The organism is Pseudomonas sp. (assembly GCF_017744435.1).
Classification (GTDB): Bacteria; Pseudomonadota; Gammaproteobacteria; order Pseudomonadales; family Pseudomonadaceae; genus Aquipseudomonas.
The window spans coordinates 183,615-196,050 of the sequence record NZ_JAGIBG010000002.1 but is presented as its reverse complement, the minus strand read 5'-3'; the positions used below and the strand labels follow the sequence as shown (position 1 = coordinate 196,050).

General features: G+C 63.7%; 14 protein-coding genes and 1 pseudogene. 10 read left to right on the top strand and 5 right to left on the bottom strand.

What is annotated here, in order from left to right; genetic code table 11:
* Nucleotides 1-74: 74 nt before the first annotated feature.
* The 4 genes from J7573_RS02815 (at nt 75) to J7573_RS02800 (ending at nt 3,236) form a co-directional block, all read left to right on the top strand.
* Nucleotides 75-461 carry a CidA/LrgA family protein gene (locus tag J7573_RS02815; RefSeq protein ID WP_110639429.1) on the top strand — a complete coding sequence of 129 codons (387 nt, stop codon included), beginning with the start codon at nt 75-77 and terminating at the stop codon, nt 459-461.
* Nucleotides 451-1,137 (top strand): LrgB family protein, encoded by a 687-nt coding sequence (locus J7573_RS02810; RefSeq protein WP_294325322.1) that lies wholly within the window; start codon nt 451-453, stop codon nt 1,135-1,137. The genes J7573_RS02815 and J7573_RS02810 overlap by 11 nt, the downstream gene beginning before the upstream one ends.
* A 176-nt stretch (nt 1,138-1,313) precedes the next feature.
* Nucleotides 1,314-2,219 (top strand): alpha/beta hydrolase, encoded by a 906-nt coding sequence (locus tag J7573_RS02805; protein ID WP_294325319.1) that lies wholly within the window; start codon nt 1,314-1,316, stop codon nt 2,217-2,219.
* Nucleotides 2,220-2,333: 114 nt separating this feature from the next.
* Nucleotides 2,334-3,236: an SDR family oxidoreductase gene (locus J7573_RS02800; protein WP_294325316.1), complete on the top strand. Its 903-nt coding sequence runs from the start codon at nt 2,334-2,336 to the stop codon at nt 3,234-3,236.
* A gap of 210 nt (nt 3,237-3,446) precedes the next feature.
* Here the strand turns inward: J7573_RS02800 and J7573_RS02795 are convergent, their stop codons facing one another.
* Entirely contained in the window at nt 3,447-4,229 is a 783-nt protein-coding gene (locus tag J7573_RS02795) for an IclR family transcriptional regulator (protein WP_294325314.1), read from the bottom strand.
* Between the two features lie 114 nt (nt 4,230-4,343).
* Here J7573_RS02795 and hmgA point away from each other — a divergent pair, with 114 nt between their 5' ends.
* Genes hmgA through maiA form a run of 3 tightly spaced genes read left to right on the top strand, consistent with a single transcriptional unit; the run spans nt 4,344 to nt 7,584 of the window.
* Complete coding sequence (gene hmgA / locus J7573_RS02790) at nt 4,344-5,645, top strand: homogentisate 1,2-dioxygenase (protein ID WP_294325313.1); 1,302 nt, start codon at nt 4,344-4,346, stop codon at nt 5,643-5,645.
* 2 nt (nt 5,646-5,647) lie between these two features.
* Nucleotides 5,648-6,940: a fumarylacetoacetase gene (fahA, locus tag J7573_RS02785; RefSeq protein ID WP_294325311.1), complete on the top strand. Its 1,293-nt coding sequence runs from the start codon at nt 5,648-5,650 to the stop codon at nt 6,938-6,940.
* 11 nt (nt 6,941-6,951) lie between these two features.
* Entirely contained in the window at nt 6,952-7,584 is a 633-nt protein-coding gene (maiA, locus tag J7573_RS02780) for a maleylacetoacetate isomerase (RefSeq protein WP_294325308.1), read from the top strand.
* Here maiA and J7573_RS02775 read toward each other — a convergent pair.
* Nucleotides 7,578-8,384, bottom strand: coding sequence for a tetratricopeptide repeat protein (locus J7573_RS02775; protein WP_294325306.1), 807 nt, complete (start codon nt 8,382-8,384; stop codon nt 7,578-7,580). The genes maiA and J7573_RS02775 overlap by 7 nt on opposite strands.
* 124 nt (nt 8,385-8,508) lie before the next feature.
* Here J7573_RS02775 and J7573_RS02770 point away from each other — a divergent pair, with 124 nt between their 5' ends.
* Nucleotides 8,509-9,528: a Glu/Leu/Phe/Val dehydrogenase dimerization domain-containing protein gene (locus J7573_RS02770; RefSeq protein ID WP_294325304.1), complete on the top strand. Its 1,020-nt coding sequence runs from the start codon at nt 8,509-8,511 to the stop codon at nt 9,526-9,528.
* Between the two features lie 18 nt (nt 9,529-9,546).
* Here J7573_RS02770 and J7573_RS02765 read toward each other — a convergent pair whose 3' ends face one another.
* Complete coding sequence (locus J7573_RS02765; RefSeq protein ID WP_294325302.1) at nt 9,547-10,422, bottom strand: WYL domain-containing protein; 876 nt, start codon at nt 10,420-10,422, stop codon at nt 9,547-9,549.
* A gap of 330 nt (nt 10,423-10,752) precedes the next feature.
* On the opposite strand from J7573_RS02765, the gene J7573_RS02760 reads away from it, so the two are divergent.
* Complete coding sequence (locus tag J7573_RS02760; RefSeq protein WP_294325300.1) at nt 10,753-11,010, top strand: hypothetical protein; 258 nt, start codon at nt 10,753-10,755, stop codon at nt 11,008-11,010.
* A gap of 85 nt (nt 11,011-11,095) precedes the next feature.
* Here J7573_RS02760 and J7573_RS02755 read toward each other — a convergent pair whose 3' ends face one another.
* Entirely contained in the window at nt 11,096-11,362 is a 267-nt protein-coding gene (locus J7573_RS02755; RefSeq protein WP_294325298.1) for a YebG family protein, read from the bottom strand.
* A 295-nt stretch (nt 11,363-11,657) separates the two neighbouring features.
* Here J7573_RS02755 and J7573_RS02750 point away from each other — a divergent pair, with 295 nt between their 5' ends.
* Nucleotides 11,658-12,128, top strand: a complete 471-nt coding sequence (locus J7573_RS02750) for a phosphate-starvation-inducible PsiE family protein (protein ID WP_294325295.1) — start codon at nt 11,658-11,660, stop codon at nt 12,126-12,128.
* Between the two features lie 3 nt (nt 12,129-12,131).
* Here J7573_RS02750 and J7573_RS02745 read toward each other — a convergent pair.
* A pseudogene (locus tag J7573_RS02745) lies at nt 12,132-12,432 on the bottom strand (DUF3509 domain-containing protein).
* Nucleotides 12,433-12,436: the final 4 nt, after the last annotated feature.

Below are 12,436 nucleotides of genomic sequence, written 5' to 3'. Positions count from 1 at the left end.
TGCAAGTCTAACAATTCGCTTTTGGCCTGGGCAGGCGAATCTTAAAATGAGGGCCTGTCGAGGAACCCCCGCCCATGAAACCCGCATTACTGAAAAAGCCCCTGCGCCTGCTCGCCGAGCTGGCGGTCCTGCTGGCCTTGTTCCTGTTCGGTGGCCAACTGGCCGCCTGGCTGGGCTGGCCGATCCCTGGCGGAGTGATGGGCCTGGGCTTGCTGTTGCTGCTGTTCGCCTGTGGCGTGCTCAAGCCGGCCACTTTGCAACTGGGCGCTGGCTGGCTGATGGCGGAAATGCTGCTGTTCTTCATCCCGGCACTGATGAGCCTGCTCGATTACGGCAGCCTGGTGCGCAGCGAAGGTTGGCGCATCCTGCTGGTCATCGCCGTGAGCACTCTGATGGTCATGGTGGTTACCGCCGTGACCGTGGAACTGGTCTGCCGCTGGAGGCTGCGCCATGAGCCTTGAACCCATGCCGCTGTTCTGGCTGGCACTGACCTTGGCTGCCTACCTGGCCAGCCGTTGGCTGTATCGGCGCACCGGGCGCTACCTGATGTCGCCTCTGATTCTGGTCCCGGTATTGTTGCTGGCAGTGGCCGTGCCGCTGCACACGGCCTACGCCGAATATGCGCGCAACACCCACTGGCTGATGAGCGTGCTGGGCCCGGTGACCGTGGCCTTCGCCGTGCCGATCTGGCAACAGCGGGCGATGCTGGCGCGGCATTGGCCGGCGCTGCTGGTGGGCATGGTCGCGGGCAGCGCGGCGTCGATCGCCAGTTCCTGGGGCCTGGCGCACCTGCTGGCGCTGGATGATGCGATCAGCCTGTCGCTGGTGCCGCGCTCGATCACCACGCCATTCGCCATGCCGCTGGCCCATGACCTGGGTGGCGTGCCGGAACTGACAGCGGTGTTCGTGATGTTCACCGGGGTGCTGGGCGCCATGTTCGGCGGCGTGCTGCTGCGCTGGCTGCCATTGCGCACACCGCTGGCGCGGGGTGCACTGTTCGGTGTGGGCGCGCATGGCGCCGGGGTCAGCCGGGCCCAGGAAGTGGGCCGCGAAGAAGGTTCGGTGGCCGGCCTGGTCATGGTCCTCACCGGCCTGCTCAACCTGTTCGCCGCGCCGTTGCTGGCAATGTTGCTGTGACCGTTCGTGCCACTGACCCGTTCGGTCATCAAGCTGGCTGGTAACGCAAGTTTCACCTGGCGGGCTGCTGATTACACTCAACCTCGACATAGAGAGCACATGAAAGTGCCGAGGTGACATGCAATGACCGCAGCCTTGCCCTATTCCGTCAACACCCCTCCACCGGGACCACTCTGATGCCTATCGCCGAGATTCCATTGTGCGTCTGGCGTACCCGGGGACAGAGTTTTACATTCCGGGGCCAGAGCATCCGCTACTGGACCGCAGGGCAAGGAGAGCCCCTGCTTTTGATGCATGGATTTCCCACCGCGAGCTGGGATTGGCATTACCTGTGGGCTCCACTGACCCAACGCTTCCGGGTGATCGCCTGTGACATGCTCGGCTTCGGCGATTCTGCCAAGCCGCTCAACCACCACTACAGCCTGATGGAGCAAGCAGACCTGCAACAGGCGCTGCTGGCGTACCTGCAGGTCGAGCAGCCTGTGCATCTGCTGGCGCACGACTACGGTGGCAGCGTGGCTCAGGAACTGTTGTCTCGGCATCATGAACAGCGCGTCGACATCGCCAGTTGCGTGTTCCTCAACAGCGGGCTGTTCCCAGAAAGCTGCCAGATACCACTGGTCCAGAAGCTGCTGCTCAGCCGCCTGGGCTGGTTGGTGGGGCGTTCCTTCGGGCGCGACGACCTGGTGCGCAACGTGACCCGGATCTACGGCCCGTGCACCCACCCAAGCGAAAGCGCGCTGGACGATTGCTGGAGCCTGATCGCAGCGAACTACGGTACGCGCATCCTGCACAAGCTGGTGGGCTACCAGCCTGAGCGCAGGCAGCACCGCGAGCGCTGGGTTGGGGCATTGCAGCGCGATGGAGTGCCGCTGCGGTTCATAAATGGCATCGCTGACCCTTTGTCCGGTGCGCATATGGTGGAGCGCTATCGGCAGCTGGTGCCAAACCCCGACACCGTGCAGTTGCAGGGCATCGGCCATTACCCGCACACCGAAGCGCCCGTGCAGGTACTGCGACACTACCTGGCCTTTCGCGAACAGCTGCTGAGCTACCTGCCGCAACGCGTCGCCTGGTCCTGAACCGGCGATCATCGCCCGCCGTTATCGCCTGGCATTAGCCAGGGTGAGCTTGATTGTCCGCCTGCCCGGGCTGGCGGACACTCGATGCCTTCAACCTGACCTGGAGCATTGGGCATGAGCGAGCCGGTACGTCTGCAAGACCGTGTAGTGATCGTTACCGGAGCCGGTGGCGGCCTGGGCCGTGCCCATGCCTTGCTGTTCGCCGCACGTGGCGCCAGGGTCGTGGTCAACGACCTGGGCGGCACGGCCCAGGGTGAGGGGGCCAATGCGTCGGCTGCCGACAAGGTCGTGGCCGAAATCCGCGCAGCCGGGGGCACGGCGGTGGCCAACCACGATTCGGTGGGCGACGGTGCGCGCATCGTCGAACAGGCGCTGGACAGTTTCGGCAGGGTCGATGTGCTGGTGAACAACGCCGGCATCCTGCGCGACAAAGCCTTCCACAAGATGGACGACAGCGATTGGGAACTGGTCTACAAGGTCCACGTCGAAGGTGCCTACAAGGTCACCCGGGCGGCCTGGCCACACTTGCGCGAGCAGAACTGGGGGCGAGTGATCTTCACAGCGTCGACCTCGGGCATCTATGGCAACTTCGGCCAGGCCAACTACGGCATGGCCAAGCTGGGGCTGTATGGCCTGACCCGGACCCTGGCCATCGAAGGGCGCAAGCATGGCGTGCTGGTCAATGCCATCGCCCCGACCGGCGGCACGCGCATGACCGAAGGGCTGATACCCCCGCAGCTGTTCGAGCGGCTCAGGCCCGAGTTGATCAGCCCGTTGGTGGTGTACCTGGGCAGCGAACAGTGCCAGGACAGCGGTGAGTTGTTCGAGGTAGGCGGTGGCTGGGTGGGTAAGGTGCGCTGGGAGCGTAGCCTCGGTGTCGGTTTCGATCCTGAGCAAGGGTTCACCCCGGAGCAGGTCGCGGATCAATGGGCGCAGATTGGTGATTTCGCGGGGGCGGTGCACCCGCGCGACAACCTGCAGGCGTTGCAGCAGATGATGGCCAACCTGCAGAAATAAAAAAGGCCGCTGCAAGACGCAGCGGCCAATCGAGACGTTAGATCAAGGAGCTTCAAAATCTACGTCGGTGAACCTCGCGGGCCTGAAAGGCGGGGGGTAGAGCCCTTCATGCCGGCCAGTGAGGTAAGAATAAGCGCTTGATCCTGTGGGAAAAATAGCCGCTTGTGACATTCACCTTTACGTTTCGGGCAACAGTGCCCGGCGGGCATTTCACGTCGCTGGCGAGTAGCCCATGCGCCAGCTGGTGTCCCGTGCTGCCGCCAGCAGGCGCTGTGCTGCCGGGCCGTGCTCATCGGCATGGAAGATCGAGGTCGGGCCGACCACGGTCATCACCGCCGCAATCTGCCCCATGGCGTTGAACACTGGCGCAGACAACGCATCCACACCCGGCATCAACAGGCCGTGCACATGGTGCAAGCCCTGTTCGCGGATCCCTGCCAGCAAACCTTCGTAGTCGCTGGCGTTCTGCTGCAGCGCGGCCAGCTCGCGGTCGCGCAGCTCCACGGTCTCACGCTCGGGCAGATGGGCGGCAAACACCAGGCCGGTGGAGGAACTGAGCAGCGGCAGTACCGAACCGATCTGGGTCACTACCGTGACCGCCCGTACGGCGGGCTCGATGCTGACCACGGTGGCGCCCTGGTTGCCCCATACGGCGAGGAAGCAACTCTCGTTCAGCTCATCGCGCAGTTGCGACAGTGGCAGTGCCGCCACTTTCAGCACATCGATGCTGCCCAGTGCCGCCAGCCCCACGCGCAATGCCTCACGCCCCAGGCCATAGTGATTGGTGGCGGCATCCTGTTCGGCGAAACCACTGGCGATCAGCGCCTGCAGGTAGCGGTGCACCTTGCTCGCCGGCATCTGCACATGCTCGGCCAGGCGCGACAGCGAGGTGGAGGGGGACAGTTCGGCGAGGGCCTTGAGGATGTCGGTGCCGACTTCCGCCGATCGGACTTTCTGCTTGCCGTTGTCGGCGGGGGAGCTGGCTTTGGCCATGGGTAGGAAGCTTCCGGATTTTTCGCGTCGCGCCTTTATAGCTTGACGCCTGGCGGGGAGCAAATTACGTTATTCGTAATCAGATTACGATAAAAACAAAATCCGGAGGCTTCGATGAACCACGACACGTCCCCCGACCTTCATTACCTGAGCGGTTTCGGCAACGAATTCGCCAGCGAAGCCCTGACTGGCGCCCTGCCGGTCGGGCAAAACTCGCCACAGAAGGCCCCCTACGGGTTGTACGCCGAGCTGCTGTCGGGCACGGCGTTCACCATGGCCCGTAGCGAACTGCGCCGCACCTGGCTGTATCGCATCCGCCCGTCGGCACTGCACCCGCGCTTCGAGCGCCTGCAACGCCAGCCCTTGAGCGGCCCGCTGGGTGCGGTCACGCCCAACCGCCTGCGCTGGAACCCACAGCCCATGCCCAGCGAGCCAACCGATTTCATCGAAGGCTGGGTGCCGATGGTGGCCAACTCGGTAGCCGAAAAGCCGGCCGGGGTCAGCATCTACATCTACCGTGCCAACCGCTCCATGGAGCGTGTGTTCTTCAACGCCGATGGCGAGCTGCTGCTGGTGCCGGAACAGGGCCGCCTGCGCATCGCCAGTGAGCTGGGCGTGATGGACGTCGAGCCGATGGAAATCGCCGTGATCCCGCGCGGCATGAAATTCCGCGTCGAGTTGCCCGATGGCCAGGCCCGCGGCTACATCGCCGAAAACCACGGCGCGCCGCTGCGCCTGCCTGACCTGGGGCCGATCGGCAGCAATGGCCTGGCCAACCCGCGAGATTTCCTCACCCCGGTGGCGCACTACGAAGAAGTGGATGGCCCGGTGCAGCTGGTGCAGAAGTTCCTCGGCGAGCATTGGGCCTGCGAGCTGCAGCACTCGCCGCTGGACGTGGTCGCCTGGCACGGCAGCAACGTGCCCTACAAGTATGACCTGCGCCGTTTCAACACCATTGGCACGGTCAGCTTCGATCACCCGGACCCGTCGATCTTCACCGTGCTGACTTCGCCGACCAGTGTGCACGGCATGGCCAACATGGACTTCGTGATCTTCCCGCCGCGCTGGATGGTGGCCGAGAACACCTTCCGTCCACCGTGGTTCCACCGCAACCTGATGAACGAATTCATGGGCCTGATCAACGGTGCCTACGACGCCAAGGCCGAAGGCTTCCTGCCGGGTGGTGCCTCGTTGCACGGGGTAATGAGCGCCCACGGGCCGGACGCCGAAACCTGCGAGAAGGCCATCGCCGCCGAGCTGGCGCCGCACAAGATCGACAACACCATGGCTTTCATGTTCGAGACCAGCCAGGTGCTGCGCCCGAGCCTGCAGGCACTCGACAGCCCGCAATTGCAGGCCGACTACGATAGTTGCTGGGCCACCTTGCCGAGCACCTTCAACCCGAACCGGAGATAACCATGAACCAGACCGCCATTGCCCGTAGCTGGGTCGAGCACGCCAACGGGCACCGCGACTTCCCGCTGCAGAACCTGCCGCTGGGCATCTTCAGCCGCCCGGGTGAAGCGCAGCGCTGTGGCGTCGCCATCGGCGATGCCATCCTTGACCTGGAAGCCGCACTGGCCGCAGGCCTGTTCGCTGGCCAGGCCAAGGCAGCAGTGGAAGCCACCCGTGGCGGTGCGTTGAACGCCTTCTTTGCGCTGGGGCGTACTGCCCGGGTAGCGTTGCGTGAGCGTCTGCTGGTGCTGTTGGGCGAACACAGCGAACATCAGGCTGTGCTCAAGGCTGCGCTGTATCCGGCCAGCGAGTGCCAGCTGCACCTGCCGGCCAAGGTCGGCGACTACACCGACTTCTACGTCGGCATCCAGCACGCCACCAACGTCGGCAAGCTGTTCCGCCCCGACAACCCGCTGCTGCCCAACTACAAGTACGTACCGATCGGCTACCACGGCCGCGCCTCGACCTTGCGCCCATCGGGTACCGAGGTCCGTCGCCCGAAAGGCCAGACCTTGCCTGCCGGCCACACCGAGCCGAGCTTCGGCCCCTGCGCGCGCCTGGACTACGAGCTGGAGCTGGGCATCTGGATCGGCCAGGGCAACGACATGGGCCAGGCCATCCCGATTGCCGAGGCTGACCAGCACCTTGCCGGTCTGTGCCTGCTCAACGACTGGTCGGCGCGGGATATCCAGGCCTGGGAATACCAGCCACTGGGCCCGTTCCTGTCGAAGAGTTTCATCACCAGCATTTCGCCGTGGGTAGTCACTGCCGAAGCCCTGGAGCCCTTCCGCTGTGCCCAGCCGGCCCGCCCGGAAGGCGACCCGCAGCCGCTGCCTTACCTGCTCGATCAGCATGACCAGGCCAATGGCGCCTTCGATATCGAACTGGAAGTGCTGCTGCTCACCGAGCGCATGCGCGAGCAAGGTATGCCGGCGCACCGTCTGGCCTTGAGCAACACCTTGAACATGTACTGGACCGTGGCCCAGCTGATCACCCACCACAGCGTCAACGGCTGCCAGCTGCAGCCCGGCGACCTGTTCGGTTCCGGCACCCTGTCCGGTGCCACGCCAGACGCCTACGGCAGCCTGCTGGAAACCACCGTGGGCGGCAAGCAGCCGGTGGAGCTGGCCAGCGGTGAAATCCGCAAGTTCCTTGAAGACGGTGACGAGATCATCCTGCGCGCGCGCTGCAAGCGCGATGGCGTGGCCAGCATCGGCTTCGGCGAATGCCGCGGCAAGATCATCGCAGCCAACTGAGGGAGCAGGCCATGGAGCTGTATACCTATTACCGTTCCACCTCTTCCTACCGGGTGCGCATTGCCCTGGCGCTGAAAGGCCTGGACTACCAGGCCCTGCCGGTCAACCTGCTCAAGGGCGACCAGCGCGGTGATGCCTATGTCGCGGTGAACCCGCAAGGCCGGGTGCCGGCCTTGCGCACCGACGACGGTGAATTGCTGGTGCAGTCGCCAGCGATCATCGAGTACCTGGAAGAGGTTTATCCACAGCCCGCGTTGCTGCCGGCTGGCGCGGCACTGCGGGCCAAGGTGCGTGGCGTGGCGGCGATCATCGGTTGCGATGTGCACCCGCTGCACAATGTCAGCGTGCTCAACCAGCTGCGCCAGCTGGGCCATGACGAGGGGCAGATCAATCAGTGGATCGCCCACTGGATCGGTCAGGGGCTGGCCGCTGTGGAGCAGTTGATTGGCGATCACGGTTATTGTTTTGGCGATGAACCGGGGTTGGCGGATGTCTACCTGATTCCACAGTTGTACGCGGCCGAGCGCTTCAACATCGACCTCAGCGGCTACCCACGCATCGCCCGGGTCGCGGCACTGGCCAAGGGGCATCCGGCGTTCGCCAAGGCGCATCCGTCCTGCCAGGCGGACACGCCGGCTCAGTGAATCGAACGGTTCACCGTCGGTAGCTTGCCGATACGTTCGGACAGCTTCAGGCGCTGGACCGGGTCGTCGGTCAGCAGCAGGGCATGCTCCAGGTCGAAACGTTCGGCCTGGGGGCAGTCCAGGTGTTGATACAGCGTGGCGCGGGTCATGTAGTCACTGACCTGCGCCGGGCCCAGTTGCATGACCCGTTCGGCGTCGATCAGCGCGGCCAGGTGGTTGTCGTTGCTGATATGTAACTGGCGCAGGTTGCGCGAAAGGCGCTGCAGCATCTGCGTGGCGCTGGCGCTGCGCAGGTGTTCGGCAGTCAGTGGCACATGCGGGCCGAACTGGCGCGCCAGCAGCTCGCGGCAATCATTGGGGTACAGACGGCGGCCCCCGCACGGGTCGAGCAGGTGATCGGCACCGGGCACGCGCAGCAGGAAGTGCCCAGGGAATGCCACGCCTTCCAGGGGGATGGACAGGCGCCGGGCCAGTTCCAGGGTGATGATGGCCAGTGCCAGGGGCTGGCCGCGTCGGCGCTGCAGTACCTTGTCCAGCAGCGCTGCTTGCGGGCGCAGCGGGTGGTATTCGTCTTGCTGGAATCCCAGTGCGTTGAGCTGGCGCAGCAGCGGCTGGGCCAGTTCGGACAATGGCAGCATGGGCAGGCAGGCACTGATCTGCCCTTGCAGGTTTTGCAGTGTGGCAAGGCTGGCCGCAGGCTCGACCTTTCGATCATGCTCGACGGCGATCCACAACGCAGCTTCCAGCAGGGCGACCGGCTCGCGCTCCAGGCAGGCCAGGCAGGCTTGACGTGGCTTCATGGGGGCTCTCCACACACGCTTGAGTATTAGCTGGGGGGCGTGGATTCGTCCAGTGGTCCGCCCACGGCGCCGGCCTCTGGCGCGTGCCTATACTGGTAGGAGCACCTCGTTGGGGAGCCCGTCGATGTTCGCGCTGATGCAAAGCACCCGTACCCAGTCGCTGCACCTGTTCATTGACCCGCCCACCGGCCTCAAGGCCGTCGTGGCGATTCACAGCGAGAAGTTGGGCCCGGCGGTGGGCGGTTGCCGCTACCTGCCCTATGCCGATGACGAGAGTGCCATGACCGACGCCATTCGCCTGGCCCAGGGCATGAGCTACAAGGCGGCGCTGGCGGGCTTGCCCTTGGGAGGCGGCAAGGCGGTGATCATGCGCAACCCGCACGTGGAAAACCGCGCGGCACTGTTCGAGGCGTTCGGCCGCTTCATCGATACCCTGCAAGGGCGTTTCATCATTGCCGTGGACAGTGGTACCTCGACCCTGGACATGGACTGTATTGCCCAGAGCACACCGCATGTCACCAGCACCACGGCCTCCGGTGACCCGTCACCGCATGCCGCCATGGGCGTGTTCGCCGGCATCCGCGCCACCTCACAGGCGCGCCTGGGCAGCAGCAACCTCGAAGGCCTGCGCGTGGCCGTGCAGGGGCTGGGCAACGTCGGTTATGCCCTGGCCGAGCAGCTGCATGCGGCGGGTGCAGAGTTGCTGGTCAGCGACCTGGACCCAGGCCGGGTGCGGCTGGCGGTAGAGCAGTTCAGCGCTCATCCGGTGACCAATGACGCCCTCATCAGCACGCCCTGCGATATCTTCGCGCCCTGTGGCGTAGGGCCGGTGCTCAACGGCCAGACGGTGATGCAGCTGCGTTGTGCAGCGGTGGCGGGGGCGGCGAACAATCAGCTGACCACGTTGCAGGTCGCTGACCAGCTGGAGACGCGCGGCATCCTGTATGCCCCCGACTATGTGATCAATGCCGGTGGCCTGATCTACGTGGCGCTGAAGCATCGGGGCGGCGACCTGGGCACCATCACCGCGCACCTGGCGCGGATACCGACGCGGCTGACCGAGGTGTTCGGCCATGCCCAGGCGGAAAAGCGCTCGCCGGCGAGGGTGGCACAGATGCTGGCCGAACGCTTGCTTTACGGTTGAGCCTGGGCGCCGGTTACGTCAGTCATGCATCAGCCATGGCCGCAGATCCTTGAGATTGGCTACCACGATCTGTTGCGCTTCAGGGCTGGTCGCCACGTTGCGCGGGTCGATCTGATAACGCTGCAGTACATACTTCACCAAAGCCCTGCGGCTCGGCACGACCAATTGACCCTGGGCCATGCCGAAGTCGGCTTCGATGATCGCCTTCTGCGCCTCGTTCAAACGCCCGTCGGGCTCGAAGATCACCGGCATCTCGGCATTCCAGTCTTCGTCCTGCTCCCGGGTGTTGGGTGACTCGTCCAGCAGGTCCGGCTGCCCGCGCAGGCGGCTGAGCACGAAGTCGCGGTACTGGCCGTTCTTTTCACAGTACGCCCGCACATGCCAGCGCATGCCGGTGTAGACCAGCGTGTGCGGCGCGATGAGGCGTACCTCGACGTTCGGCGTGTTAAGTGACACGTACTCGGTTTCCAGGCGCAGGCCTTCACGGCAGGCCTTGAGCAGGGGCCGCAGCACCTCCGGCCGGATAGGCCGGTCCGGCACTTCCAGCACTTTGGTATGGGCGTAGGCCAGCGCCAGGCCGTCAATGTGCGGGGCGCGCTCACCGTTCTGATACAGCAGGTGCAGGTAAGCGCTTGCACTCTCCTCGATGAACTTAGGCTTGAACTGCTTGCTGGGTACATAACCCTTGAGCTGCTTGTCATAGGCCAGGTTCTTCGGCGCATGCTCGGTGATGTAGGTATTGATGTCCTTGGATGCCTGCTGCCGGCTGATGCCGAAACTCTGCATCAGATGGCCGGTAGTCAGGCGGCCTTCCCACCAGGCGACGGTCTCGATCAGCTTGTAGCGCAGTGCCAGGTCCCAGCGTACCTGCTCGACGGTTTGCTTGCGTTTCATGACCTCTCCTGAGAAGGGATGCCGGGGTGGCATATCGAAAGCCTGATTATGTGTAAAGTTTGGGGTCATGTATAGCGCAAGGTCTTGTCGTGATATTGACTTTGCGCAGCCCAAGGGCATTTGGCCGGCAAGCGCCTTGCGGATGGGGCGATGCCACGTGAAGATGATGTCAAAGGGCTACTTAGGGCTAGGATGCCTTGCCTGAAAACGGCTGACTTGGGGCATTCCAATGTGCATGAGTAGTTTACCTGTATAAGTCTACATTCTAGATCTGTCGTTAAACTCTACATATATTCCCTCATCTTCAGGGCTCACTCAAGGAGAAGGGAAATGGATATGTGGGAAGTGGTTGCGACAGGTGCTGTTGTGGTGATGGGTATCATTCTGCTGGTGCTGCTGTATCAGAGTTTGCGGCTGCACGAGCTGTGGAAGCTGGGGCTTGCCTGCCAGAAGAACGCGCGTTGGGCGAAGATCTGGGAGGCAGAGAACCGCGAACTGCGCTCGGCGCTGCGCGCAGAGCAGGCACAGATCGAACAACTGCAGAGGAAGGTGGTGCTCTTGCAGGAGTTGATCCCGGTGCAAGGATAATGGCGGGGGAGGTCAGGGGTGCAAAGCCGCTGCTGGCGATGCATTCACTTGGGGTGACATGTTTGCCACCCTTGCGAAGGGCTGGTTACTCGCCGCTATCGGTAGGCGTGTCCAGGTCGGCCAAGGCCGACGCATTGTTCTTGAACGCTGCGGCAAATACCGCCCGGTTCTTGGCCATGAAGATGCTTGCCTCTTCGGCAATGTTTTCATCCAGCCCCGGCACATGTTTCACCAGAACCTGAGTAAGCACCTCGGCCAGTTCCAGCATCTGGTCATGGGCGTCTGCGAGTTTGCGGTCCAAGAACGTGGTCTCCAAATCGCGCGTGCTGCGGTAAAGAATCTCAACAGCCATACGAGGCCTCTCGGTCAGTGGTAGCAGGGGGCGGTCGTGCGCCTTCTGCTGTGCGGTTCAGTTGCTATCCAGGCAGTCAGGCAGATTGCCGTTACCGAATACTGTATCGATGTACAGTAATGGCAATGCGGTCGTTTCGCAACCAGAAATTGTAGCTGTGCTGAAATCGCATGCCGCCCGTGCCTTGCGGCAATCGGTCGCCTTCCAAGGCAGGGGCCTGGCCCTTTAACTGCATGGCACAAGCGTCACAGGCGTGACGCATCATCCTTCATGTCGTATCGGGGAATCGCACATCGTGGATATCAAATGGGCTGAAAAACTGCGCAAGGGCCTGCACGGCTCGGCCGACGCGCTAGGCAACCTGTGTGTGGAAGCGTTCCACTACCTGGCGCTGTTCGGCATTGGCGCGATTACCGCCTACGCGGCGGTGGTGACTTTCCTGGACATGCTCGGCAAGGGTGGCGTCAGCGTCGATGACATCCTGCTGCTGTTCATCTACCTGGAGCTCGGGGCGATGGTCGGTATCTACTTCAAGACCAACCACATGCCGATCCGCTTCCTGCTGTATGTGGCGATCACCGCGCTGACGCGCCTGCTGATTGGCGATGTGTCGCACCACAAGGCGCCGGACGAAGGGCTGCTGTACGTGTGTGGCAGCATCCTGCTGCTGGCGTTCTCGATCCTGGTGGTGCGCTACGCTTCGTACCGCTATCCCTCGACCAAGGTGCTGGATGCCAGCGGCAAGGAAGTGGAGGAGGGCAAGTAGCCCTCAGTTGGCCAGACCGACGGCTGCCAGGGGGCGTGGCTCGTGGCGGTCGCGGGTCAGGGCGGCGAGGACCTGCAACGGGTTCTGTCCCAGCTCGATCGCAAGGCCCAGGCGGATGCTGTCGATGACCCGCTGCAGGCGCACCGGGTCGTTGCGCTGGGCCTGGCTGATCAGGGCGCTTGGCGACCACGCCGGCGTCATCGGAAAGGGTCAGCATGATGCTGCCGTCGAGCCGTTCGATACTCAGGTTGACCCGGTACTCGGGGGCGAAGGCGACGCTGATCTGTTCGAAGGGGTTGTTCATGGTC